General features: G+C 72.2%; 22 protein-coding genes and 2 pseudogenes. 8 read left to right on the top strand and 16 right to left on the bottom strand.

The annotated features are described in order from the left end of the window. From O7627_RS03330 to O7627_RS03315, 4 genes are all read right to left on the bottom strand, one after another. Positions 1 to 453: a response regulator gene (locus O7627_RS03330; RefSeq protein ID WP_278092031.1), complete on the bottom strand. Its 453-nt coding sequence runs from the start codon at positions 451 to 453 to the stop codon at positions 1 to 3. Further along, positions 450 to 2,054, bottom strand: a complete 1,605-nt coding sequence (locus O7627_RS03325; protein ID WP_278092030.1) for a sensor histidine kinase — start codon at positions 2,052 to 2,054, stop codon at positions 450 to 452. Before O7627_RS03325 ends, O7627_RS03330 begins: the two co-directional genes overlap by 4 nt. Continuing rightward, the gene (locus O7627_RS03320) at positions 2,051 to 3,277 is read right to left on the bottom strand and encodes a SpoIIE family protein phosphatase (RefSeq protein WP_278092029.1); all 1,227 of its coding nucleotides are present in this window, start codon (positions 3,275 to 3,277) and stop codon (positions 2,051 to 2,053) included. The genes O7627_RS03325 and O7627_RS03320 overlap by 4 nt, the downstream gene beginning before the upstream one ends. Positions 3,278 to 3,413: 136 nt before the next feature. Further along, a complete protein-coding gene (locus O7627_RS03315) occupies positions 3,414 to 3,773 on the bottom strand; it encodes a hypothetical protein (RefSeq protein ID WP_278092028.1) in 360 nt (119 codons plus the stop codon). Between the two features lie 91 nt (positions 3,774 to 3,864). Between O7627_RS03315 and O7627_RS03310 the strand changes: the two genes are divergently transcribed. After that, positions 3,865 to 6,249, top strand: coding sequence for a M28 family peptidase (locus tag O7627_RS03310; RefSeq protein ID WP_278092027.1), 2,385 nt, complete (start codon positions 3,865 to 3,867; stop codon positions 6,247 to 6,249). Between the two features lie 53 nt (positions 6,250 to 6,302). Here O7627_RS03310 and O7627_RS03305 read toward each other — a convergent pair whose 3' ends face one another. The 5 genes from O7627_RS03305 to O7627_RS03285 form a co-directional block, all read right to left on the bottom strand. Beyond that, positions 6,303 to 8,612, bottom strand: a complete 2,310-nt coding sequence (locus O7627_RS03305; RefSeq protein ID WP_278098136.1) for a glycoside hydrolase family 9 protein — start codon at positions 8,610 to 8,612, stop codon at positions 6,303 to 6,305. Positions 8,613 to 8,743: 131 nt separating this feature from the next. Continuing rightward, positions 8,744 to 8,950, bottom strand: coding sequence for a hypothetical protein (locus tag O7627_RS03300; RefSeq protein ID WP_278092026.1), 207 nt, complete (start codon positions 8,948 to 8,950; stop codon positions 8,744 to 8,746). Then, a complete protein-coding gene (locus O7627_RS03295) occupies positions 8,947 to 9,144 on the bottom strand; it encodes a hypothetical protein (protein WP_278092025.1) in 198 nt (65 codons plus the stop codon). The genes O7627_RS03300 and O7627_RS03295 overlap by 4 nt, the downstream gene beginning before the upstream one ends. Before the next feature lie 81 nt (positions 9,145 to 9,225). After that, the gene (locus O7627_RS03290; RefSeq protein ID WP_278092024.1) at positions 9,226 to 9,480 is read right to left on the bottom strand and encodes a Smr/MutS family protein; all 255 of its coding nucleotides are present in this window, start codon (positions 9,478 to 9,480) and stop codon (positions 9,226 to 9,228) included. A gap of 7 nt (positions 9,481 to 9,487) precedes the next feature. Beyond that, positions 9,488 to 9,856, bottom strand: a complete 369-nt coding sequence (locus tag O7627_RS03285; protein WP_278092023.1) for a tetratricopeptide repeat protein — start codon at positions 9,854 to 9,856, stop codon at positions 9,488 to 9,490. Between the two features lie 248 nt (positions 9,857 to 10,104). Here O7627_RS03285 and O7627_RS03280 point away from each other — a divergent pair, with 248 nt between their 5' ends. Further along, positions 10,105 to 10,377, top strand: a complete 273-nt coding sequence (locus O7627_RS03280; RefSeq protein ID WP_278092022.1) for a hypothetical protein — start codon at positions 10,105 to 10,107, stop codon at positions 10,375 to 10,377. A gap of 47 nt (positions 10,378 to 10,424) precedes the next feature. On the opposite strand, the gene O7627_RS03275 is transcribed toward O7627_RS03280, so the two are convergent. Beyond that, complete coding sequence (locus tag O7627_RS03275; RefSeq protein WP_278092021.1) at positions 10,425 to 10,778, bottom strand: hypothetical protein; 354 nt, start codon at positions 10,776 to 10,778, stop codon at positions 10,425 to 10,427. A gap of 189 nt (positions 10,779 to 10,967) precedes the next feature. Beyond that, the gene (locus O7627_RS03270; RefSeq protein ID WP_278092020.1) at positions 10,968 to 11,465 is read right to left on the bottom strand and encodes a hypothetical protein; all 498 of its coding nucleotides are present in this window, start codon (positions 11,463 to 11,465) and stop codon (positions 10,968 to 10,970) included. A gap of 574 nt (positions 11,466 to 12,039) precedes the next feature. Here O7627_RS03270 and O7627_RS03265 point away from each other — a divergent pair. Both O7627_RS03265 and O7627_RS03260 read left to right on the top strand, forming a co-directional pair. After that, the gene (locus tag O7627_RS03265; protein WP_278092019.1) at positions 12,040 to 12,894 is read left to right on the top strand and encodes a helix-turn-helix transcriptional regulator; all 855 of its coding nucleotides are present in this window, start codon (positions 12,040 to 12,042) and stop codon (positions 12,892 to 12,894) included. An 8-nt stretch (positions 12,895 to 12,902) separates the two neighbouring features. Next, positions 12,903 to 13,067 (top strand): annotated as a pseudogene (locus tag O7627_RS03260) (DUF397 domain-containing protein); the annotation flags it as partial. A 20-nt stretch (positions 13,068 to 13,087) separates the two neighbouring features. On the opposite strand, the gene O7627_RS03255 reads toward O7627_RS03260, so the two are convergent. Then, positions 13,088 to 13,840 (bottom strand): ROK family protein, encoded by a 753-nt coding sequence (locus O7627_RS03255; RefSeq protein WP_278092018.1) that lies wholly within the window; start codon positions 13,838 to 13,840, stop codon positions 13,088 to 13,090. A 65-nt stretch (positions 13,841 to 13,905) separates the two neighbouring features. On the opposite strand from O7627_RS03255, the gene O7627_RS03250 reads away from it, so the two are divergent. From O7627_RS03250 to O7627_RS03235, 4 genes and pseudogenes are all read left to right on the top strand, one after another. Next, entirely contained in the window at positions 13,906 to 15,546 is a 1,641-nt protein-coding gene (locus O7627_RS03250) for an ABC-F family ATP-binding cassette domain-containing protein (RefSeq protein ID WP_278092017.1), read from the top strand. A gap of 41 nt (positions 15,547 to 15,587) precedes the next feature. Beyond that, a pseudogene (locus O7627_RS03245) lies at positions 15,588 to 15,836 on the top strand (hypothetical protein); the annotation flags it as partial. A gap of 149 nt (positions 15,837 to 15,985) precedes the next feature. Continuing rightward, the gene (locus O7627_RS03240) at positions 15,986 to 16,708 is read left to right on the top strand and encodes a methyltransferase domain-containing protein (protein ID WP_278092015.1); all 723 of its coding nucleotides are present in this window, start codon (positions 15,986 to 15,988) and stop codon (positions 16,706 to 16,708) included. Between the two features lie 139 nt (positions 16,709 to 16,847). Beyond that, on the top strand, positions 16,848 to 18,131 hold the full coding sequence (locus O7627_RS03235) for a hypothetical protein (RefSeq protein WP_278092014.1): 1,284 nt from the start codon (positions 16,848 to 16,850) through the stop codon (positions 18,129 to 18,131). Positions 18,132 to 18,316: 185 nt separating this feature from the next. On the opposite strand, the gene O7627_RS03230 is transcribed toward O7627_RS03235, so the two are convergent. From O7627_RS03230 to O7627_RS03215, 4 genes are all read right to left on the bottom strand, one after another. Next, positions 18,317 to 19,402 (bottom strand): PP2C family protein-serine/threonine phosphatase, encoded by a 1,086-nt coding sequence (locus O7627_RS03230; RefSeq protein WP_278092013.1) that lies wholly within the window; start codon positions 19,400 to 19,402, stop codon positions 18,317 to 18,319. A gap of 2 nt (positions 19,403 to 19,404) precedes the next feature. Further along, on the bottom strand, positions 19,405 to 20,820 hold the full coding sequence (locus O7627_RS03225; protein ID WP_278092012.1) for a glucose-6-phosphate dehydrogenase: 1,416 nt from the start codon (positions 20,818 to 20,820) through the stop codon (positions 19,405 to 19,407). Continuing rightward, positions 20,817 to 22,664, bottom strand: coding sequence for a glycoside hydrolase family 15 protein (locus O7627_RS03220; protein WP_278092011.1), 1,848 nt, complete (start codon positions 22,662 to 22,664; stop codon positions 20,817 to 20,819). The genes O7627_RS03225 and O7627_RS03220 overlap by 4 nt, the downstream gene beginning before the upstream one ends. A 179-nt stretch (positions 22,665 to 22,843) precedes the next feature. Then, positions 22,844 to 23,509 carry a hypothetical protein gene (locus tag O7627_RS03215; protein WP_278092010.1) on the bottom strand — a complete coding sequence of 222 codons (666 nt, stop codon included), beginning with the start codon at positions 23,507 to 23,509 and terminating at the stop codon, positions 22,844 to 22,846. Between the last annotated feature and the right edge of the window lie 25 nt (positions 23,510 to 23,534).

Raw genomic sequence — 23,534 nt, 5'->3', positions numbered from 1 at the left:
TCAACCGCGCGGCGGGAGTTTCACCACGCTGACGAAGAACTCGTCGATCTGGCGCACCACCGCGATGAACCGCTCGAAGTCGACGGGCTTGGCGACGTACGCGTTGGCGTGCAGTTGGTAGCTGCGCAGGATGTCCTCGTCGGCCTGCGAGGTGGTGAGCACCACCACCGGGATGCGGCAGAGCTGCTCGTCGTTCTTGATCTCGGCGAGCACCTGCCGGCCGTCCCGCTTCGGCAGGTTCAGGTCGAGCAGGATCAGGTCGGGGACCTCGGCGTCGGCGTACTCGCCCTCGCGGCGCAGGTAGGCCAGCGCCTGGGCGCCGTCGGAGACGACGGTGAGGCGGTTGCGGAGCTTGTGCTCCTCGAACGCCTCCTTGGTCATCAGGACGTCGCCCGGGTCGTCCTCGACCAGCAGGACCTCGATCGGACTCTTGCCGTCGGCCGGCGCCGTCATGTCACCGTCTCCTTCACGCCTTCGCTCTCCGGTTGCTGCGACTGCTCCCCGCCGGCCGGCTCCTGATCACTCACCACCGGCAGGGTAAATCGGATCGCCGTACCCTCGCTCGTTTCCTGGTCAACCCAGACCCGACCGCCGTGGTACTCGACGATCTTCTTGACGATCGCCAGGCCGATCCCGGTGCCGGGGTAGGCGTCCTTGGAGTGCAACCGCTGGAAGATGACGAAGATCTTGTCGGCGAACTCGGCCTCGATGCCGATGCCATTGTCCTGGCAGGTGATCTCCCAGTCGTCGTCGACCCGGCGGGCCGAGATCCGCACCACCGGCGCGACGTCCGGGCGGCGGAACTTCAACGAGTTGCTGACCAGGTTGACCAGCAGGTTCGTCAGCAGCGGCTCCTCGCCACGCACCACCGGCAGGTCCGACCAGATCAGCTCGCCCTTGGCGTACTGCCGGGACGCCTCGGTCTGGGTCGCCACGTCCCCCATTACCTTGTTCAGGTCGACGTCGGTGAAGCCGGTGGTGAGTCGACCGATCCGGGAGAAGGCCAGCAGGTCGTTGATGAGCCGCTGCATCCGCTGTGCGCCGTCCACCGCGAAGGCGATGTACTGGTCGGCGCGCTCGTCGAGCTGGCCCGCGTAGCGGCGCTGCAGAAGCTGGCAGAAGCTGGCCACCTTGCGCAGCGGCTCCTGCAGGTCGTGCGAGGCCACGTAGGCGAACTGCTCCAGGTCCCGGTTCGACCGGACCAGCTCCTCGGCCTGCTTCTCCAGCTGGCTGTTCACCCACTCCATCCGGGTCCGGGCCTCGCGTACCTCGGCCAGGTCGGCGGCGATGCGTTGCCGCATCCCGTCCACGTCGCCGGCGAGCTGCGCCAGCTCCGGCGGGCCGACCCGTTCGATCTCCCGCTGGTAGTCGCCGTCGGCCACCGCCCGGACCTGGCCGGCCAGGTTCGTCACCGGCCCGATGACCAGCCGGTTCAGTGAGGTGATCAGGGCCACCCCGGCGACGATCACCACGCCGGCCGCGATGAGCAGCAGCAGCACCAGGGTGTTGCCGGTCTGCCGGGCGTTCTCGGCGAGCTGGTTGCGCAGCGCGAAGATCGACTGCTGTAGCTCGTCGGTGGAGCCGCGCAGCGCGTCAAACTGTCGCCGGGCGGCGTCGTCGAGCAGCGGCTGCGCCGCCTCCGGACCGCCCGCCGCCACCGCCGCGATCACCGGCTCGGCCACCGCCACCCGCCAGGCCGCCGCCTCGTCGGCCACCTCGGCCAGCTCCCGCTGGATCTCCGGCTCCCCGTCGAGCAGACCGGTCATCCGGTCGACCAGTTCGCGCTCCTGCTGCAACCCGGTCTGGTACGGCGCCAGGTCGGCCTGGTCGCCGGTCACCGCGTACCCGCGGACGCCGGTCTCCTGGTTGACGAGCGCGGCGAGCAGGGCCTCCGCGTCGACCCGCAGCGGGCCGGCCGTGGTGAGGATGGCGTCGATGTGGTCGCGGTTGTCGTTCGCCACCACCGCCTCGGCCACCGCGACCAGGGCGAGCATCGAGCCGACCACCGCGCAGAGGATGCCGACCCGCCGCCGCAGGCTCCAGTTCGTCCTCATCGGCCGGCACCCCGGCTGACCAGCAGCATGGCCACGTCATCGGCGAGCGGCCCGCCGTTGACCTCCTCCGCCCGGCCGACCAGCCAGCCGGGCAGGTCACGCAGCGGTACGCCCCGATTCCCCGGATCCGCGACCAGGCCGCGCAGCCCGGAGACGTCGAGCCGCTCGTCGCCGTCGCCGACCCGCCCCTCGATCAGCCCGTCGGTGTACATCAGTAGCGACCAGTCATCAGTGTCGAACTCCAGCTCGAAGGCGGCCGGGGGGCGCGGGCGCACCCCGAGCAGCAGCCCGCCCGGGGCCGCCACCGGCGCGACCCTACCGGCCGAGAGCAACAGCGGCGGCGGATGCCCGGCGAGGCGTACCGTGGCCCGGTTGGCGGCCAGGTCGAGCCGTACGCTCGCCACCGTCGCGAAGATCTCCCGTAGCCGGCGCTCGCTCATCAGCACCTGCTCCAGCGCCGGGAGCACCTCGTTGTCGGGCACCCGGGCCAGCACCAGGGCCCGCCAGGCGACCCGCAGCTCGACCCCGAGCGCGGCCTCGTCCACGCCGTGCCCGCAGACGTCCCCGACGATCAGGTCCACCCGGCCGGGCGCGGTCTGCACCACGTCGTAGAAGTCGCCGCCGATCAGCGCGGCGTGCCGGCCGGGCCGGTAGAACGGGTGCACCTGCACCTGGTCGGTGTCCATCAGCGGCTTCGGCAGCAGCCCCCGCTCCAGCCGGGCCGACTCGGCCTGGCGCAGCTCCACCTCGCGCAGCCGGCGGGCGTTCTCGTCGGCCCGCTTGCGCTCCACCGCGTAGCGCAGCGCCCGGGCCAGCAGCACGCCGTCGACCTGGCCCTTGACCAGGTAGTCCTGGGCGCCCTCCGCGACCGCGGCGATGCCGAGGTGCTCGTCCTGTCGGCCGGTGAGTACACAGACGGCCGCCCCGCTGGCCGCGGCCAGCACCTGGCGCAGCCCGTCGAGCCCCTGCGCGTCGGGCAACCCCAGATCCAGCAGTACGCAGTCCACCCCGGCGAACCGGGTCCGGGCCTGGTTGAGGCTGGTCGCCACCGCCAGGTCGATCGCGGCGTCGGTCTCGGCGAGCAGCTCACCGACGAGGAAGGCGTCCCCCTCGTCGTCCTCGACCAGCAGGACCCGCAGCCGCTCGCCCTGCGGCAGGTTGGGGTGTCGCCCCAGGCCACCGTGCGAGTACGCCGGTAGCGGCGCCACCGAGGAGCCGGTCATACCGATCCTCCCTGACGTCGGGCCCCCACCCAGCTCGGCGCCGGGCTGCTGCCGGCAGGCGCCGTCGCGGTCAACCCGCTGATCCTGTACCAGCGGCCGGCACCGCACAAGATGCCCGCGGCCCGGGCCGGGCCGGTCACTCGACCCCCTCCGACCGGGCGGCCGCGGCCTCGGACCGGACCCGCGCCGCCCGCTGCGCGATCACCTCGCCGAGCACTCCGTGCAGCCGACCGCAGGCGGGGCAGTGCAGGTTGTCGTCCAGCCGGCCGCCGCAGTCGGCGCAGCCGCCCCGATCAGCCGGGTCGCGGTAGCCGGCAAGCGCCCGGACCAGCGCATCGACCAGGTACGGGGTGAGCGTGACCTGGTCCGTGGCGTGGCCGGAGCGGATGCCGACCGTGGCGACCGGCCGGGCGGCCGGGTCGGGGTCGTACGGCGCGACCCGCGACACGAACGCGCGGAGCGCCTCGGCCGGGTCGGGAACGGGGGCGGCGGACATGGCCCTAACGCTAGGCGACGGGCCGGCTGGGCTGGCGGTCGGGCGGGCGGGATGATGGCCTGCACGTCACCACCACCCTGGGAGGCAGACCGTGCGCGTATCCCTGCAACGGCCGGCGGACCGGGCGCTGCTCCGCCCGCGCCACCGCGCCCTGGCCGCCGCCGCGGCGCTCGCCGCGCTGGCGGTGCTGGGGGCGGTGGCGCTGGCCGGTCTGCGCGCGCCCGACCCGCTCGGCCCGGACGCCCCGGCCGACCGGTTCAGCGCCGGCCGGGCGTACCAGCACGTCCGGGCCGTCGCGGGAGCCGGGCCGCACGCCGCCGGCAACCCGGCCAACGACCAGGTCCGGGCGCACCTGGTGGGGGTGCTGCGCGGGCTGGGCCTGGAGACGTCGGTGCAGGACACCGTCGCCAGCGAGGCCGGCCAGCTCAGCGGCGCCGCCGCCGGCGCCACCCTGGCCCGGGTCCGCAACGTGGTGGCCCGGCTGCCCGGCACCGACCCGACCGGCCGGGTCTTCCTGGTGGCGCACTACGACTCCGCGCAGGTCGCCCCGGGCGGCAACGACGACGGCGCGGGCACCTCGACGGTGCTGGAGGTGGCGCGGGCGCTGGCGGACGGGCCACGCCCCCGCAACGACATCGTCTTCGTGCTCACCGACGCGGAGGAGGCGTGTCTCTGCGGCGCTGCCGCGTTCGCGGCCGACCATCCGCTGGCCGCCGACGGCGGGGTGGTGCTCAACCTGGAGGCCCGGGGCAGCACCGGCCCGGTGATCATGTTCGAGACGTCGCCGGCGAACGCCGGGCTGGTGGCGGCGTTCGCGCGGGCCGCGCCGCACCCGCTCGGCACCTCGTTCGCGGTGGAGATCTACCGGCTGCTTCCCAACGACACCGACTTCACCGCGTTCCTCGCGGAGGGGTTCGCCGGGCTCAACGCGGCCTACCTGGACGGCGCGGCCGTCTACCACACCCCGCTGGACACCCCGGAGTCGATGGACCGGGCCAGCCTGCAACACCACGGCGACAACACGCTCGCGATGGCCCGCGAGTTCGGGGCGGTCGACCTGGCCGGGCTGGCCGTCGACGGCGACGCCACCTACTTCCCGGTGCCCGGCGGCCTGGTCCGCTACCCAGGCTGGCTGACCTGGCCGCTGGCCGGGTTGGCGCTCGCCGCGGTCGGCGCGCTGGGTTGGCTGGCCCGCCGCCGGGGCCGGGCCACCGGCCGGCAGTTGGCCGCCGGCTTCGGCCTCGCCCTGCTGCCGGTGCTGGTCGCGCCGGTCGGCGCCCAACTGCTCTGGTGGGGGATCACCGCGGTCCGGCCCGGCTACCACGAGCTGGTCGACCCGTACCGGCCGCAGTGGTACCGGCTGGCCGTGCTGGCGCTGGCCGCCGCCGTCCTGTTCGGCTGGTACGCGCTGACCCGCCGCCGGTTCGGTCCGGCCGCGCTGGCGGTCGCCGGGTTCGGCTGGCTGGCCGTGCTGGGGCTGGTCCTGGCGGCGGTGATGCCCGGCGGCGCGTACCTGGTGACGCTGCCGGCGCTGGGCGGCGCGGTCGGCGGCCTGGTCGCGCTCGCGGTCCGGCCGGACGGCCCCTGGGGCGTGCTGGCGGTGACGGCCGGCGCGGCGGTGGGCCTGGTGATCCTGCTGCCGACGGTGGTGCTGCTCTTCCCCGCGTTGGGGATGGCGATGGGCGGCGCGGCGGCGCTCTTCGCGGTGCTGCTCGGCCTGGCCGCGCTGCCGGTGGTGGATCTGCTGCATCCCGAGGCCGGCGGTCAGCGCGGGCTGGTCGCGCTGCGCGCCCGCCGACTGGGAGCGGTTCCAGTGCTGGCGGCGGCGCTCGCCACCGGGCTCTTCGCCGGGTTGGGGCTGGCGGTGGACCGGTTCGACGCCGAACACCCGGCCCCGACCCACCTGATGTACGCGCTGGACGCCGACTCCGGCTCGGCCCGCTGGCTCAGCCACGAGACGGACCCGCTGCCGTGGACCGCCGGCTACGTCGACGGGGAGGTGTCGGTCCGGGACGACTTCCCGGGGATCGGCACGGCCCGGCTGCGGGCCGGTCCGGCCGAGCCGGCCACCCTGCCGGCCCCGGTGGTGGAGACGGTCGCCGACAACGTCGACGGCGGGACGCGCACCCTGACCGTCCGGCTGGTCCCGCAGCGCCCGGTCCGGTTCGCCTCGCTGCACGTGGCGGCGGCCGACGCGGAACTGCGGGCAGCGGTGGTGGCCGGTAAGCCGGTCACCGTGCCGGACCCGCCGGAGGGCCGGTGGGGCTTCGGGGTGGTCTTCCACGCCCCGCCAGCGGAGGGGGTCGAGATCACCCTGGTGTTCCGGCAGCTCGGTGCGGAGGTTCGGCTGCGGGCGATGGATGCCAGCGACGGTCTGACCGGGCTGCCGGGTTTCCGGCCCCGCCCGCCGGAGGTCGGGGTGGCCGGCACGCACAGCTCGGAGCTGGTGGCGGTCGCCCGGACCTATCCGCTCTGACGGACCGGGGTCCCCGCCCGGGTGGGCGGAGACCCCGGCACGCGGGGTTCGGCTCAGAAGAGGCGACCCCGGGCGTCGCCGTTGTCCTGGTCGGCGATGAACGCCGCGATCCAGGAGAGCGGAGCGTTCCAGTTGATGGTCAGCTCGTTCGTCGCCCACGACTCGATGTCGTCGATGTAGCAGAACTGCGCCACGCAGCCCTGCAGCTTCTGCTGGGCCACCGGGTCCTGGATCGCCGAGTTCGGCCCGCCCGCGAGCGTGCCGACCGGCGGGTTGGGCAGGTCCGGATTGAGCTGCCGGGCGTACCAGCGGCTGTGCTGGTTCTTCGACGCCACCTCGCCGTAGCCGGTCACGTAGGACTGGTTGAGGGCGTTGCGGCCGAAGATGTAGTCCATCGTCTCCAGGACACCGTCGCGGTACTTGTCCTTGCCGGTGATGTCGAAGGCGGTGGCGATCACGATGGCGTTGTTGATGATCCCGCTGTTGGAGCCCCAGTCGAACTGGTTGTTGGCCGGCGCGTACGGGATGCCGTACGGGTGCGCCTTCAGCGTCGCCAGATACCCGTCGGCGCCCTTGACGACCGATGCCCGTACCTTGTCGCGTTCGTGGCGGGGCAGCTTGTTCGGCAGGGTGGCCAGCGCGAGCCGGCCGAGCGCCGCGGTGCCGCCCCAGTACATGCCGCCGGCGGTGAAGATGTCGCCGGTGTGGTGCGGCGAGGCCAGCAGGAAGTCGCGGAACTCCTTCTCACCGGTGGTGATGAAGAGCTCCACGGCGGCCCAGTAGAACTCGTCGGTGACGTCGCTGTCGTCGTACGGCCCGCCGCCGTTGGCGTCGTTCGGGCTGGCGTAGATCTCCGGGTTGGCCTTCGCGGCGGCCCAGGCCCGCTTCGCCGCCGCCAGGTTGCGGGCGGCGAAGTGCCGGTCGTACGGCCGGTAGACCCGTGCCGCCTGGGCGGCCGTGGCGGCCAGGTTCAGGGTGGCGGCGGTGGACGGCGGGTGCAGCTCGCGCCGCTTGTCGTCCAGGTGCGGCAGCAGCGGCAGCCCGGTCCACGACTCGTCGTGGATCTTGTGGTGGGCCATTCCGGCCAGCTCCTCGCCGGCCGGCACCTGCATCTTGAGCATGAACTCCTGCTGCCAGCGGGCCTCGTCGAGGATGTCCGGGACCTTGTTGCCGCTCTCCGGCAGGTTCAGGGTCCGGTCCCACAGCTTCCAGGGCTCGCCGGTGCGGGCCAGCCAGGAGCGCTCGTACTCGCTCATCAGCTGGTGCACCGAGATGCCGCCGTTGACGACGTACTTGCCGTGGTCACCGGCGTCGTACCAGCCGCCGGAGACGTCCAGGGTGTAGTCGCAGACGCCGGGCTGGCACGGTACCTCGGTGTCGCCCTGGTTCGGCGCGACGCCGACGTGGCCGGCCGGGCGGCCGTAGCCGGGGCGCAGGTCGTCGCGAATCTCCACCCCACTGCGCTGGGTGTAGTAGAACTTCAGCGCGTCGGTGCGGAGCTTCTCGTAGAAGTCCGATCCGATGTCGAACGGCCGGCTGGTCTCGCCGTCGGCGACCAGCGTGTAGCCGGTCCCGGACCGGGTGTACGAGCCGAACTCGACCGTGTGCACGTTCTGCCCGGACGAGGCGTCCACCCCGCGCGGCTTGGTCCGGCCGTGGCGTACCACCTTGCCGTTGCGGTCCTTGAGCTGCCACGGCAGGGCGGTGGTGGCCTCGGTGACCACGGTGGCGTTCTTCGGGCCCTTGGGCAGGTAGCCGACCTGGTTGACCCGGACCCGCGGGCCGGTGTCGGGAACGTACTGCTCGGGCTCGGCCCCGCCGCGCAGGGAGACGTTGTCCAGGCAGATCGTCCAGGCGGTGGCGCTGCCGCCGATCTGGAAGGCGACCTGTGCGTTGGGCAGGTCCACCGGGGAGGTGAAGGTGTAGCGGTAGTCGTTGCCGGAGACGCTCAGCTCCGGGTTGGCGGCCAGGTACTGGGTGTACGGGTCGACCGGAAGCTGGATCAGGGCCTTGCCGACCCGGGCCGGGCTGGCGCTGCCGAAGAACCGGAACTCGTACGTCTCGCCGGCGACCAGCGGGATGTTGTCCTGCCCGATGATGGCGTCCCAGGGGTTCACCGTGCCGGCGGGCACGTCGGCGCAGAGCTGGCCGCTGCTGGAGTCCAGGGTCAGGTTGGGGGTGCCCCACCAGGGGGCGTGGCCGTCGTCGAAGCCGCCGTTGACGATCTGCTCCGGAGCTTCCGGCTCCTGCCCGTGGGCGGCGCCGCCGGTCAGGCCGACCGTGGCGGCCAGCGCCGCCGCGGTCACAACGGCGAGCGGGACCGCCCGCCGGGAGAGTGTCGTGGTTGGTGGGAACGGAAGCATGGTGCGTAGTGGGAACACGGAAGTCCTTTCAATGGAGGACACGTGCCGGGTGTGCCGGGCAGCGCGAATGGAAGCGCTCCCACGGGCTAACGCGATATTGACAGCGCGTTTCAGGCGTGTCAATGCGTCGATCACCTGAGGCGGATGTCCGCCCCCCGGGCCGGTGGGGCGCCGACCGAGTCCAGGTACGCCTGCGCGGTCAGCAGCGCCTGGCATCCGGCGAACCGGCAGACCGGACAGCTCCCGTCGACGGTCGGCCGGTGCTCAGCGACGATGTACCGGGCCGCCAGAATCAGGCGGTTACGGACCTGGGTGGGGGACGGGTGCGCCGGCCTCACTGCGCCGCACCGTCCGTCAGCCGCGCCAGGACCCGGTCGGCCCAGTCCACCTGGTTGCAGCCATCCGGCCGGCACTGGGCACACCGGCCGGTCAGTCGCCCGTCGACCGGTGGTTCCCGGTGCTGGGCCAGGATCCGCCGAGCCGTCCAGACCAGCGTCGCCCAACTCGGGGCCCCGTCATCCATGGCCGTCACGAAACTGACGGTAAAGGCTCGCTGACAGGATCGCGGGACTCACGGTGGGTCACTCACGCCGAACCACCAGGCGGCTTGGCGCTACCTGTGCCTGAAGTGGATGAAGAGGCGACCGAAGTTCTTCGAGTCCTTCTCCACCCGGTGGTAGAGCTGCTTGATCTCCTTCTGGTCCAGGAACCGGAGCACCCGCTTCTTGAGCTGACCGGAACCCTTCCCGGGGATGATCTCCACCAGGGTGGCCCTCTTCGCCACCGCCTCGTCGATGATGCCGCGTAGCGCCCGGTCGATGTCGTGGCCCCGGTTGTAGATGTCGTGCAGGTCGAGCTTCAGCTTCACCCTCGCCTCACCGCTGCCCGTTGACCCGGGACTCGACCCGGCGCAGTGCCGTCAGGTAGTCGTCATTCTCCGCCCGCATCGCGGCCGCGATGCGCAGGTACCGCAGCGCGTCGGACGGCCGGTTGAGCCGCTCCAGGGTCCGACCCAGCACGTGGTGGGCGTAGTGGTCGCTCGGATCGCGGTCCACCAGCGCCCGTAGCTGCTCCTCGGCCCGCCCGAGCTGGGCCGACTGGAAATAGGCCCGGGCCAACAACTGCCGTACGGAGGAGTTGTCCGGCTCGGCCTCGACGATGGGCTCCAGCAGCCGCACCGCGCCACCGGGGTCGCCGGCCTCGAAGAACATGACCGCCCGCCGGTATTCGGCCAGAAGATCCATCAGGTCCCTCCTCCTGTCGAAACCGTCCCCAACCGACGCTTCCACAACAACGGCGGTCAGGCGACTCTTCCAGGGCCTGGCCCGGAGTGCCACAGAACGCGACAGGACGCCACCGCGCACGCGGTCCCGTCGGCTTGAGACTGTGGACACAGAGGTGCTTCCCAAATTGGGAGTTCTATTTTAAGGTTACTCCTGCCCGGCTCCGCTGAGGCCGAACGTCTGAGCTCGTCTCGAATGGAGGTCTGCCCGTGTCCACGTTCTTCCTCGCTTTCCTGTTGGCCCTGACCGGCTCGTCGGCCTACGCCGCGGGCCGCATGCACGGCCTGCTCGGCTACCGCAGCGGCTACCGGCAGGGTCACGTGGATGGAGTGAAAGAGCAGTTCCAAGCGGGTGTCCATGCATTACAGGACGCATCCAGAAGAAACCGGGGCCCGGTGTTCGCGCGGACCGGGGTAGCGCGCGCCCGGGTGCCGGTGGGTGCGGGGGTCGGCCGCGACGGGGGGGCACATCGCCGCGGCTGAACCGAGGGATAGGGAGGCCCTCCGGAAATCCATTCCGGGGGGCCTCTCTATCCGTCGTCCCACATCCGCTCCTCGATCCTCGCCAGGCCCGCTTCGATCCTGGTGCGGTAGCGCGGAGAGACCGGCGCCGACAGCCGGCGCGCAACGTACTCCCGGAGCCGGAAGTCAGCGTCCTCGTCACCGCGGAGCAATCGGTCCACCAGTCGGCGTAGCGCCGGATCGTCGGTGAAGCCTCGAATTCGGCTGGACATGGCCGGACTCCAGGCGTGGGTTTCTTGCAGGATGGTGGCCAGCCGGTGTACGGCCATGGCCGACGCCAAACCGCAGTCGTCGGTGCCGTGCTCCCGATCTCCAGCCTCGGACAGGTCCGCCCGCATCTTCTCGATGGCGTCGATGGTCACGTGCATAACCGCGGAAGACGGCGACATCGCTAGGGACCTGACCGGCGTTCCGGACCGGCTGCGGCCAGCCGCGTGAGATCACGCCGTAGGACCCGGCAGGTCCGGAGCGGCTGTCGGTCTCTCATTCTTCCTCCGATCGGGTACCGGCCCGACCATCCGAGGTACGGGTAGCGCCGTCGCGGACTCGACTCACAGATACTGGCCGATGGGCAGGTCTCCCGGGCACGAGCCGTCCGTGCCCTCTGGCATGGACATCGAATCCACGAACGCTTCGGACATCAGACGCGCCCAGGCGGGCCCGAAAACGTCTACGCCCCCCCGCATGAGGTGCAGAATCGTCGCCGTGAGCGCGGGGCCGGTAAAGAGCAGGGTCGCGGCGGACGGCACTCCCGCCCGGAAGTCGCTCCCCTGAAACTCGCCATAGAGATACCGGTCCTCACGCCCGTTCTCGGCGCCACCGACACCAAGCCCGGTTCGGAGGCGGTCGGTGAGGATGACGATCTCGCACTCAGGAACGCCGGACTCGCCCACTGCTGCTTGCTCGGTCGCAGGGATGTTGCCGCTCATCAATGCCCCCAGATCGTCGCGATTGCCGCCCGCCGAGCCCGCGGTCGATCCCGGTCCCACCCGGGCGAGGCCGTCGGCCCGGATGGCCGTCGGTCCCGCCGGGTGCTCGTCACCCGGCAAGAGGCGCTCGGGTCAACTTCGTTCCATAGTGGGAAATACAAACAGCAACTTCCACCCCTGTCACGGAGGCTGGCACAAGTAACGGTATGACGTAGATCACAGTATCTCTCGCGCCCCCGACTCGTTCCTCTAAGCACAAACACGGGCGGACCACTGCAGCCAAGGCGACTCGGTCACCGGAGACCGGCTTTTTCGGGATTCTCAAACTGGTAGTTCTGATATAGTGGGGGCGCAACACCGTCGCGGACCGGCGGCACCCCTCGGTCCCGGACCGCGCGGCGCGGAGCCAGGACCGCCAATCACCATTTTCGGACATCAATTTGATTGGACTTCCACGGAATACCCGAAGCGACGATTCGGTATCGATTAGCGGCCCGGGTTCAATCCGGTCCGGCACCCGGAGCGGCCGTCGCTGATGACACGTCACGGCGCCGGCGAGCAGCCGGCACGACGGCACCGGCCGCGCGCAACGCAGAGTTACCACGAAAGTACCAGTTTGGGAGTTCCTACTTTGCTCGTCAGGCAGGCGTGTCCCCTGCATTAGGCCGTGCCGGACCATGTCAGACTGTCTGCCATGACCCGACCGCCGGTGGCCCTCAAACGCCGCATCGCCACGGAGTTGCGCTCTCTCCGTGAGCAGAAGGGTCTGACCCTTGAGGCGGCCGCGGAGCAGGCGGAGGTGACCAAGTCGTCGCTCTCCAGGTTCGAAAACGGGCATTCTGCCCCAAAGATTCATACAATGCGCGCCTTGATGACCCTCTACGGCGCCTCGGCGGAGAAGCGCGAGGAATTGGAGAGACTCGCCAAGGAGGCCGCCCGGCGAGGGTGGAGCACGTCCATCTTCGGTGAGGGCAGCTCGGTTCCCGACTGGCTACGCACCTACGTCGGCTTGGAGGCGACAGCCACCTCGCTGCACACCTACAGTCTTTTCGTGCCCGGCCTTCTCCAGACCCCCGAGTATGCACGGGCGGTCATATCGGCCGGCGGACGCGAGGGCGATGAACTGGAGCGGCGGGTCCGCCTGCGAATCGCCCGACAGCAGCTGATAACCGACGGGAAATCCGCACCCGCCATTCACGCGGTCCTTGACGAGGGCGTCCTACACAGGCAGATGGGAAGCGCCGACATCACCCAGGAACAGCTTGCTCACCTGGTCGAACTTGCCGACGAGCCCAACGTGACCATCCAGATCCTTCCATGGACGGCCGGCGCGGCGTCGGCCTCCGTCGGCAACGGATTCGTCATCCTCGGGCTCGATCCGGACCCACCGCTGGTTTATCTCGAATCATATGAAGTGGCACACTACATCGAGAGCGAGTCAGAGACGCAGAGATTCAGAGCCGCCTTCGACAGGCTCGCGTCGAGCGCCCTTGACCCGGACGAGACGAGATGCCTACTGGTGGCGGCGAGCAAGACTCCGAGAGGTTGATCAGGCCCATGGAACCGACTGCGGCCAGCTGGCGGAAGAGCGCCCGTAGTGGCGGAGCGGACAACTGCGTCGAAGTCGCCGACGAGCTACCCGGCCTCGTGCAGTTACGGGACAGCAAGGACCGCGAAGGACCGGTGCTGGCATTCGCCCGGCCAGCCTGGCTGGCCTTCCTCAAGGGGCTGCGGACCGGCACTCAGGCGGCGCCCATTGCCCACGCTCGGACGCCACCCACGATGCCCGCCGTGTTCGGCACCACCACCACGTCGTCGCCCATCCGGGCGAGTTGCTCTGGCCGGAGCAGCCGCGCGTTGCCACCGCCCAGGTAGAGCCGGTCCCAGAGGAAGACCGGCCGCAGACCCTCCACCACGCCCCGCACCCGCCGGGACCAGAAGCCATCACCGAGGCGGCGCCGCTCGTGCTCGCCGACATAGGTGTCGTAGCTCATCCGCCATCGCACCGGCGCCTGGGACAGCTCCAGGTGCGGGGCCAACCGCCCACCGTCGAACACGGCACAGCCCAGCCCGGTGCCGAGCGTCAACACCAGCTCCAGCCCGGTGCCGGCCACCACGCCTGCGCCGTGCACCTCGGCGTCGTTGAGCACCAGCGCCGGCAGCCCGAACGCCGTGCTCAGCGCGCTGCAGGCGTCGAAGCCCGTCCACTGGGTGACCAGGTCGGGGTCGACCCGGGTACGTGGACCGCTGCGGGTGACGTAGTGCGGGGTCGCCACCACCACCCCGTGCCGCAGCATGCCCGGCATGCCGACCGTGACCCGGTCGGCCGTCGGGAGTTGTCCCCCGAGTTCCACCAGGGTCTTGACGAACAGCGCCGGCGGGAATGGATACGGCGTCGGCACCCGCAGCGGCCGAGCCCGCATCGTGCCGGCCTCGTCCAGCACCGACGCCTTGATCCCACCACCACCGCAGTCGATCGCGAGAGTCGTTCCCACCCGCCCAGTCTGCCCCGCCCGGCCCGACCGTGCTGGTCGGGCCGACCGGATACCATCGCCTCCTCATGACCGCCACGATGATCGCCAAGGGACTCGCCGCCGGCCACGGTGACCGCGTCCTCTTCACCGGGCTGGAGCTGGTCGTCGCGCCCGGCGACGTGGTCGGGCTGGTCGGCGGGAACGGCGCCGGCAAGTCGACCCTGCTGCGCACGCTGGCCGGCAGCCAGCCCGCCGAGGAGGGCTCGGTGACGCTGACCCCGCCCACCGCGACGGTCGGCTACCTGCCGCAGGAGCCGGACCGGCGGGCCGGGGAGACGATCTCGGCGTTCCTGGAGCGGCGGACCGGGGTGGCGGCCGCCCAGGCGGCGTTGGACGCCGCGACCGAGGCGCTGTCGGTGGGCCGGGCCGGCGCCGACGAGGCGTACTCGGTGGCGTTGGACCGCTGGCTCGGGCTCGGCGGCGCCGACCTGTCCGAACGGGCCGGGCAGGTGGCCGCCGACCTGGGCCTCGCGGTCGACCTGGACCGGCCGATGACCGACCTCTCCGGCGGGCAGGCGGCCCGCGCGGCGATGGCGTCGTTGCTGCTCAGCCGCTACGACATCTTCCTGCTCGACGAGCCCACGAACGATCTCGACCTGGCCGGGCTCCAGCGGCTGGAGGAGTTCGTCGGCGGGCTGCGGGCTGGCACGGTGCTGGTCAGCCACGACCGGGAGTTCCTGACCCGCACGGTCACCCGGATCGTCGAGCTGGACCTGGCCCAGCAGCAGGTCCGCCAGTACGGCGGGGGTTACGCCGCCTACCTGGAGGAGCGGGAGGTGGCCCGCCGGCACGCCCGGGCCGACTACGAGGAGTACGCCGACACCCGCGCCGCGCTGGAGACCCGGGCCCGGACCCAGCGGGCCTGGATGGAGAAGGGGGTCAAGAACGCGCGGCGCAAGGCCACCGACAACGACAAGATCGGCCGGAAGTTCCGGTCCGAGTCGACCGAGAAGCAGGCCGCCAAGGCCCGGCAGACCGAACGGCTGATCGAGCGGCTGGAGGTGGTCGAGGAGCCGCGCAAGGAGTGGGAGCTGCGGATGGAGATCGCCGCCGCGCCGCGCGCCGGGGCCGTCGTCGCGGCGCTGCGCGGCGCCGTCGTACGCCGGGCGGCCTTCACCCTCGGGCCGCTCGACCTGCAGATCGGCTGGGGTGACCGGGTCGCCATCACCGGCGCCAACGGGGCCGGCAAGTCGACGCTGCTGGCGGCCCTGCTCGGCCGGCTGCCGCTGGCCGCCGGGCACGCGTCACTCGGCCCCGGGGTGGTGGTCGGCGAGATCGACCAGGCCCGTGGGTTGTTCCTCGGCGACCAGCCGCTGCTGGACGCGTTCCGGGTGGCGGTCGCGGATCTTCTCTCTCCGGCGGACGCCCGGACGCTGCTGGCGAAGTTCGGCCTCCGCGCGGGGCACGTGCTGCGCCCGGCCGCGACCCTCTCCCCCGGCGAGCGGACCCGGGCGGCGCTCGCCCTGCTGCAGGGTCGGGGGGTCAACCTGCTGGTGCTCGACGAGCCGACCAACCACCTGGACCTGCCGGCGATCGAGCAGTTGGAGTCGGCGCTGGCCGGCTACCCGGGCACCCTGCTGCTGGTCACCCACGACCGGCGGATGCTCGACACGGTGCGCACCACCCGGCGGCTGCGGGTCGACGCCGGCACGGTCCGCGAGGACTGACGTGGGGTGCGCACAGCCGATCGCCGGACCACAATATGTCCATGGTGAACTGGGAGTACGCCCTGCTGGTACGGCGACGGCAGCCGCGACTTGAGGACTCCGGGTGGGAACTGACCTTCACCTGGTACGGGCCGGATGGCGTGGTGCTCGACGTGACGCCGAACGGGGACACCGCCCTGGCCCATCTCAACCTGGCCGGCGCGCAGGGTTGGGAGCTGGTCTCGGTGACCGAGGACTTCACCCAGCAGGGCAGCAGTGAGCTGCACCGCTACCACCTGAAACGACCGTTGGCCGCGCCGGCGCCCCGGCAGCGGGTACGGGCCGTGGGCCGCACCGCCCGCCGCCCACTGCCCCGTTGACGCCGCGCCCGCTGACGCCACGCTCGGCGGCCAGGAATAACCACCCCCGAACCGGGTAGCCCGGCACCCGGAGGTGACCCATGGTCGCGTTGGCACCCACGGCCCTGTCCGGTGACCGGCTCCGGGCGCGGGACGACTTCCTGACCGGGGCGTACGCCGACCTCGCCAAACACGACGACCGGCTGGGCCGGCTGGCCGTCGAGGTCCGGTTCGACCGGGGGGTGGCGCACCTGACCGGCGAGGTCGCCGACCCGGCCGACCTGCGCCTGGTACGGCAACTGGTCGGGCAGCTCGACGGGGTGCTCGCGGTCTGGGCGCGGGTCCGGGTCGGCGGGCTGGCCCCGGTCGTGCTCGACCTGGGCTGCGGCCCGGCCAAGCAGTACCCGGACAACCTCGGCCTGGACCTGCGGCTGGCGCCGGGGGTGGACGCGGTGGCCGACCTGTCCCGGTCGCTGCCGATCGCCGACGACTCGGTCGACGTGATCTTCACGGTGCACATCCTGGAACACCTGATCGACTTCCTGGTCCTGGTCGACGAGTGCCACCGGGTGCTGCGGCCGGGCGGCGTGCTGCACGTGATGAGCCCGTGGTGGGGGCACGTCAACGCGGTCGCCGACCCGACCCACGTCCGGCTGCTGGACGTCCAGACCATCAAGGGCATCTGCCAGCGGCCGCCCGGGACGCCCCGGTGGTATCCGCTGCACGCCGGTTGTGACGGGGCGTCGATCTTCGCCGACCTCACGCCGCTGGGCCCGGACGACCCGGCGCCCGAGGCCAGCCACCTGGCCCGCTTCTTCGACTGACCGCGACGCCCGACCCCCCGGCCGTGCGCGGCCGGGTCGACGTTGCCCGCCTGTGCCAACTGTCGGCTTGGCGCTTGTGACCAAGCATCCCACCGGCGCCCACTCGGTTGGGCGGGGGTGTGAGCTTGGAGGACCTGGCATGAGCAAGTACGACAACGAACCGGCCGCCCTGACCATCGCGCCGACCAGCGGGGAGGGCGTCCCCGCCGCCGAGGCGGAGCGGTTCGGCGAGCCGTACCGCCGGTTGCTGGCCGGCCGCCGAGGGCTGCCGGTGCCGGCCGCCCGGCCGACCGCGATCGTGCCCGGTGGGCTGTACGGCACCGACGGCGCCAACCTCTACCTGATCGACACGGCCAGCGGCACCGCGGCCCTGATCGGCCCGCACGGCCCGGTCGAGGTCTCGATCGGCGCGCTCGCCTTCAGCGACAGCGGCATCCTGTACGGCATCAGCCTGACCTCGGCGGCCCAGCTCTACACGATCGACGTGACGACCGGCGCGGCCACCGCGGTCGGGCCGCTCGGCATCGGTTTCATCTTCGAGGGCGGCCTCACCTTCGACTCCACCGGGCGGCTGGTCGGCGTCGACCAGGGCGACGCGGGGGCCGCGACCACCTTCACGATCGACACCGCGACCGGCGCCGCGACGGTGATCGGCCCACCCAACGGCCAGCCCCGCGATCTCAACGGGCTGACCCGGGCCGGCGACGTCGTCTTCGGCATCGACCGGCCCACCGACAGCCTCGGCCGGCTGGACGTGACGACCGGGAGCTACTCGGTGATCGGGGTGACCGGCGTACCGATCGGTGACACCGGCGGGCTGGCGTACGACCCGGCCGACGGCAGCCTGTACGCGACCTTCCAGGCCGACGGCGGGTTCTACCGGATCGACCCGGCCACCGGGGCGACCACCCTGATCGCCGTCAACCGGGTCGACCATGGACTGGCCTTCGCGCCCGCCGACGAGCCCCGCGAGCTGACCACCTACAGCGTGAAGTTCGTCTGCGGCGTACAGCAGGAGGCCGAGCCGGTGCGCACCGTGCTCCGGCCGGGCGAGTACGCCACCGAGATCAACATCCACAACCCCAACAACCGGCCGGTACGCGTCCGCAAGTACCTGCTGCCGCTGGTGGTGAAGGACACCGTGATCGGCCGGGAGCCGGAGTTCTCGCGGATCTGGGCCAAGGACGAGATCACCCTGCCGCCGGACACCGCCACCCTGGACGACTGCTACCGGATCGGCGAGCTGCTCTACGGCAGCCCGCCCCCGCAGCCACTGCCGCTGACGGTCGGCTTCCTGGAGCTGGTCGCCACCGCGCCGGTGGTGGTGACGGTGGTCTACACCGCGAACGCCGCGGACGGGCGGACCCTGACGATGGACGTCGAGCGGGTGCCGGGACGACCGAAGGTGACCGGCCAGGACTGACCGGCCGCTACCGACCGGCGGGAGCCCGGCCGGTCCGGAAGGGCCGATGCTGGGTCGCACGGGGGAACGCCCAGCATCGGCTGGCAAGATGCTACCGCCCCGGGCCGGTCGGCGCTGCCCCGGCATGGACATCCATAAATTGAATCCGTCTCCGGTCACGGCTTCGCCGCGGACCGGCGGCGAACTCAGCCCGGTGGATCGGCCGGCCGGTGCTCGGCGAGCAGCAGGGCGATGTCGTCCTGCGGCCGGCCGCCGACGTGACCGAGCAGCCGGTCGAGGATGTCGTCCAGGCTCTGCTGCCGGTCCGGCACGGCGAGGCGGGACTGGATGGCCGCGATCGGCAGCACGTTCCCGGTGCCGTCCCGCGCCTCGACCAGGCCGTCGGTGTAGAGCAGCAGCCGGTCCCCCGGCCGCCAGTCGTACTCGACCAGGGCCGGCCGGGCGCCCCGGGACAGCCCCAGCGGCGGGGTGGTCAACGCCGGTTCGAGCGCCTCCACCTCGCCGCCGGCCGGTCGCCGCAGCGGCGCCGGGTGGCCGCAGTTCGCGATCCGCATCCGGTCGCGGTCGGTGCCGACGCCGAACTCGACGAGCACGGCGGTGACGAAGCCGGGCCGGCCGGCGATGCCGAGGTCGCGTTCGACGGCCAGGTCCAGGTCCTCGGCGACGGTGAGCAGGTCCGGCCGGACGAACGCGGACTGCCGGAACGCCCCCATCACCGTCGTCGCCAGCCGCACCGCCTCCAGACCCTTACCGCAGACGTCCCCGACGATCATCCGGACGCCGTACGGCGAGTCGACCACCTCGTACAGGTCCCCGCCGACCTGGGCCGCCTCGTACGCCGAGACGTACCGGGCCGCCAGCGCCACCCCGCCGACCTGCTCCGGCACCTCCCGCAGCACCGCCTGCTGGGTGACCCGGGCGATCTCGGTGACCCGCCGCAACCGCTCCTCCCGCAGCCCACGGGCCCGGGCCACGTAGATCGAAACCACCCCGACCGCGATCACCACGGCGACCCGCAGCAGATGGTCCAGGCTGCCGAACCGGGCGCCGAAGAGCCCCGAACTGAGCGCGGCCAGGGCGGCCAGCGCGGCCACCAGCGCGGTCCGCCGGGCCCGCTCCACGGCCGCCGCCAGCAGCGGCGCCAGCGCGAGGAAACCGATGAGTACGGCACGGGCCTGCGCCGCCACGTCGATCGCCCAGACCAGCGCGATGAACGCGATGGCCAGCGGCAGGCCGCGCCACCGGTGCCGGACCGCGTCGAGGCGGATCATCGCTAAACCCGGTCGACGGCACCGGCCGGACCGGCCGAGCCGGCCGGATAGTCGAGCAGCGGCACGGCGCCGTCCCGCCAGGCGGCCAGCACCGGCTCCACGATCCGCCAGCTCTCCTCGGCCTCCTCGGCCTGCGCGGAGAGCCGGGTGTCGCCCTCGATGATGGCCAGCAGCAGCTGCCCGTACGGGCTGGGGGCCTGGGTGGCGAGCTCGGCGTCCAGCTCGACCGGGTCCAGGTCGAACGGGTCGCCGATCCCGTTCACGTTCAGCTTCAGCGACATCCGGTCCGGGTCGAGCTGCAGCCGCAGTTCGTTGCATTCGCCCCGGTCCGCGAAGACCGGGTGCGGGACGTCGGCGAACCGGATGATGATCTCGCGCCGGTCGCGGGCCAGCGCCTTCCCGGTCCGCAACCGGAACGGCACCCCGGACCAGCGCCAGTTGTCCAGGAAGAGGGTGATCTCGGCGTACGTCTCGGTCTGCCGGGCCGGGTCGACGCCGGGCGCCTCGGCATAGCCGGCGACCGGCCGCTCGCCGTCGCGACCGTGCACCGTGCCGGCGGTGTAGCGGCCCCGGACGGTGCGGGCCGCGACGTCCGTCGGGCTCAGCGGCCGGACCGCCCGCAGCACGTCGACCTTGCGCCGGGCCAGGTCGGTGGGCTGGGTGGTGAGCGGCGGTTCCATGGCGACCAGGGTGAGCAGCTGTAGCAGGTGGTTCTGCACCATGTCGCGCAGCGCACCGGCCCGGTCGTAGTAGCTGGCCCGGGTCTGCGCGTCGACCGTCTCGTCGAAGACGATGTCGACGGCGGCGATGTGCGAGTTGCTCCACAACGGTTCCAGGATCCGGTTGGCGAATCGCAGGCCGATCAGGTTCAATACCGTCTGCTTGGCCAGGAAGTGGTCGACGCGGAAGATCCGGTTCTCCCGGAACACCCGGCCCAGCGCCGCGTTGAGCCGCTGGGCGCCGGCCAGGTCGGAGCCGAACGGCTTCTCCACCACGATCCGCAGGCCGGCGGGTATCTCGCAGCACTGCAGGGCGCCGATGACGTCGGGGAAGAGCACGTGCGGCAGGGCCAGGTAGAGCACCACCGGGTCGTCCGGGCCGGTGCCGAGGTCACCGGCGAGCCGCAGCGCCGAGGCGATGACCTTCGGGTCGGTCACGTCGCCGGTGAGGTAGTGGGCGTCGTCGGCGAGCCGGTCACGGGCCGCCTCGGCCACCTGTCCGGCGCGCTCCCTCAGCGCCGCCCGGACGTGGGTCCGGAAGCCGGCCTCGTCCAGTTCGTCGCGGGCCACCCCGACCAGGCGCAGGCCGCCGGCGGGGGTGCCGAGCTCCAGCAGTTGGGCCAGTCCGGGCAGCAGGTAGCGGCTGGTCAGGTCGCCGGTCGCGCCCAGCACGATCACGGTGGCGGTGGTGGTGGTCATCGCGGTGTCCTCTCCGGTTCCCCGCCCCGGGCCCGGGCGAGGTTGACGGCGCTGCTGATCAGACCGATGTGGCTGAATGCCTGCGGGAAGTTTCCCAGGAATGCCCCGGTCCCCGGGTCGATCTGCTCCGGGAGCAGCCCGACGTGGTTGGCCCGGTCGCAGAGCCGGTCGAACAGTTCCTCGGCCCGCTCCCGGCGGCCGCTGAGCACCAGGTTGTCCACCCACCAGAACGAGCAGAGCAGGAAGGCGCCCTCGTGGCCGGCGAGTCCGTCGGGCGACTCGTCGGGCAGGTAGCGGTAGAGCAGGTCGCCACCGGCGCCGAGCCGGTGGTGCACCGCCTCGACCGTGGCCACCATCCGCGGGTCGCTGGCCTCGATCACCCGGCGCAGCGGCAGCGCGAGCAGGCCGGCGTCCACCGTCCCGGGCTGCCCGAGGTGCTCGGTGAGGTGGCCGGCGGCCGGGTCCCAGGCCTCCGCCAACAGGGCGCCCCGGATGGTCTCCGCCAGCCGTCGCCACCGACCCGCCTCGGCCGCCCGGCCGCGCATGCCGGCCAGCCGGGCCAGCCGGTCGACGGCCACCTGGCACATCGCCACCGAGTAGGTGAACGGCCGCCCCGCCTCGCGGATCTCCCAGATTCCGTGGTCGGGCGTCCGCCAGTTGAGCTCGGCGGCTTCGCCGAGCGTGGTCAGGCTCGCCCAGCGCAGGTCGTCGATCTGGTTGCCGGCCCGGGCCCACTGGTACGCGCAGTCCAGGATCTCGCCGTAGACGTCGTGCTGGATCTGGTCGGCGGCGGCGTTGCCCCACCGGACCGGCGCCGAGCGCCGGTAGCCGGCGAGCTCCGGGTCGATCCGTTCGGGTGCCGGTGGCGTGCCGTCGAGGGTGTAGAGCACCCTCGGCTGCCCGTCCCGGACGCAGGCCCGCAGCACCCAGGAGAGGAACGCGTCCGATTCGGCGACCATGCCGATGCGGCGCAGCGCGTACACGGTGTAGGCGGCGTCCCGGACCCAGGTGAAGCGGTAGTCCCAGTTGCGTTCCCCGCCGATCGCCTCGGGCAGCGAGGAGGTGGGGGCGGCGACCAGCGCGCCGCTGGCGTGGTGGTCGCAGAGCTTCAACGTGATGGCGCTGCGGCGGACGAGTTCCGCCCGGGGGCCGTGGAAGTCGAGCCGGTCGCTCCACTCCCGCCAGGCGGCCGTGGTCCGCTCCAACGCGTCGACGACGTCGTCGACGGTCTGCAGCCGGGTCGGCCCGGCACCCCAGCGCAGCACCAGTCCGAGCCGGTCGCCGGCCCGCAGCCGGATCGTCGCGTCGAGCGCCGTCCGGCCGTCCACCTGCAGCGGACCCCGGCTCGCGCCGGTCAGTCCGTCGACCGGGCCGGTGGTGTGCAGTCGGGCGGTGCCCTGGCGGCCGGTCAGCCCAATCCGCAGGTCGACCTCGCCGTGCACCACCGTGACCAGGCGGACCAGCTCGCCGGTCCCCGATTCCCGACCCGAGTCGAGCGGTCCGTCGACGATCATGGCGTCGATGACGCGTACGACGCCGGCGTCGGCGTGCAGGTCGGTGGCGAGTACGGCGGTGCCCGGCAGGTAGTGCTGCGCGACCTCGCGCAGGCCGGCCGGTCGCAGCAGCCACTGCCCGCCGCGTTCGGCGTCGAGCAGGGCGGCGAAGAGCGCCGGCCCGTCGAACCGGGGCAGGCACAGCCACCGGATCGTGCCGTCGGTGCCGACCAGCGCGGCCGTTCCGCCGTCGCCGATCAGCCCGTGGTCGGCGATCGGCGGATACCCGTCGACGGTCGCCCCGACCGGGACGGACCTGCCTGCCGTCTGCCCACCGAGCACGTACCGCACCTCCCTGACCGGATGACCACCCTCTCCTGCCCCTCCAGGAGGAAGCCCAACCTTCCTCCTGGCAGAAGCCCGACCTTCCGGTCCCGCATCGGGGTCTCCATGATCCCCGGGTTCGCCGGTGATCGGACGGCAACCCGGCGGGTTGGCGGCGAAAGTTTCTCGATCAGTGGGTGGTCGGTTCAGGTGGTGATCTCGCCGTCCGGCACCAGCCCGTGCCACCAGCGGGTCAGGTCCCGTTCGGCGGCGGCGAACTCGGCCGCGGGAAGCCCGTAGGTGTTGACCGTCACGGAGAGCTGGCCGGGCCACCCGGCGGAGAGCGGGATCTCGGCGGCCAGCAGCGCCAGCGCCCCGCCGAACCGGGTGGTGACCAGGCCCCGCTGGTAGCGGGAGGCGTGCCAGGGCCGGCCGGGCAGCTTGCCGGCGAGCGCGGTGGCCACCGCGGCGGGCACGGCGGTGCCGGCGAGGTGGATGGTGCGCCGGTCCACCCCGGGGTGGGCGGCGAGGTAGTAGCGCAGTTGCTGCAGGAAGGCCCGCCAGCCCTCCTCGATCACGTCGTAGCGGTCGTCAGGGACCGGTGGCAGGCGGCCCAGCACGGCCCGGACGACGGTCTGGGTGCCCCGGTCCGCCAGTTCGATGGCGTGGCCCGCACCGCCGGTCAGTTCGATCCGATCCCGGCGCAGGTGGCGGGCGTTGTCGAGGTAGATCTCCTCGATCTCGTGGGTCAGGCCCTTGTAGTCCCAGCCGTGCCAGCGGTGGATCTCGACCGGGTCGGTCAGCGCGGTCCAGACGGCATCCCGGGGAGCGTCGACCGCGACCTCCACCCGGAACGCCTTCTGCTCGATCATGTGTTCTCCGATCCGGGAGCGCTCG

The organism is Solwaraspora sp. WMMD1047 (assembly GCF_029626155.1).
In the GTDB taxonomy this organism is placed as follows: Bacteria; Actinomycetota; Actinomycetes; order Mycobacteriales; family Micromonosporaceae; genus WMMD1047.
The sequence above is the reverse complement of the archived record's forward strand: the minus strand, read 5'-3'. Positions and strand labels throughout refer to the sequence as shown.

Coding starts and splice junctions, on each gene's coding strand:
- O7627_RS03330 (WP_278092031.1), bottom strand. CDS start 453: ATGACGGCGCCGGCCGACGGCAAGAGTCCGATCGAGGTCCTGCTGGTC.
- O7627_RS03325 (WP_278092030.1), bottom strand. CDS start 2,054: ATGAGGACGAACTGGAGCCTGCGGCGGCGGGTCGGCATCCTCTGCGCG.
- O7627_RS03320 (WP_278092029.1), bottom strand. CDS start 3,277: ATGACCGGCTCCTCGGTGGCGCCGCTACCGGCGTACTCGCACGGTGGC.
- O7627_RS03315 (WP_278092028.1), bottom strand. CDS start 3,773: ATGTCCGCCGCCCCCGTTCCCGACCCGGCCGAGGCGCTCCGCGCGTTC.
- O7627_RS03305 (WP_278098136.1), bottom strand. CDS start 8,612: ATGCTTCCGTTCCCACCAACCACGACACTCTCCCGGCGGGCGGTCCCG.
- O7627_RS03285 (WP_278092023.1), bottom strand. CDS start 9,856: ATGGATCTTCTGGCCGAATACCGGCGGGCGGTCATGTTCTTCGAGGCC.
- O7627_RS03265 (WP_278092019.1), top strand. CDS start 12,040: ATGACCCGACCGCCGGTGGCCCTCAAACGCCGCATCGCCACGGAGTTG.
- O7627_RS03250 (WP_278092017.1), top strand. CDS start 13,906: ATGACCGCCACGATGATCGCCAAGGGACTCGCCGCCGGCCACGGTGAC.
- O7627_RS03240 (WP_278092015.1), top strand. CDS start 15,986: ATGGTCGCGTTGGCACCCACGGCCCTGTCCGGTGACCGGCTCCGGGCG.
- O7627_RS03235 (WP_278092014.1), top strand. CDS start 16,848: ATGAGCAAGTACGACAACGAACCGGCCGCCCTGACCATCGCGCCGACC.
- O7627_RS03230 (WP_278092013.1), bottom strand. CDS start 19,402: ATGATCCGCCTCGACGCGGTCCGGCACCGGTGGCGCGGCCTGCCGCTG.
- O7627_RS03225 (WP_278092012.1), bottom strand. CDS start 20,820: ATGACCACCACCACCGCCACCGTGATCGTGCTGGGCGCGACCGGCGAC.
- O7627_RS03215 (WP_278092010.1), bottom strand. CDS start 23,509: ATGATCGAGCAGAAGGCGTTCCGGGTGGAGGTCGCGGTCGACGCTCCC.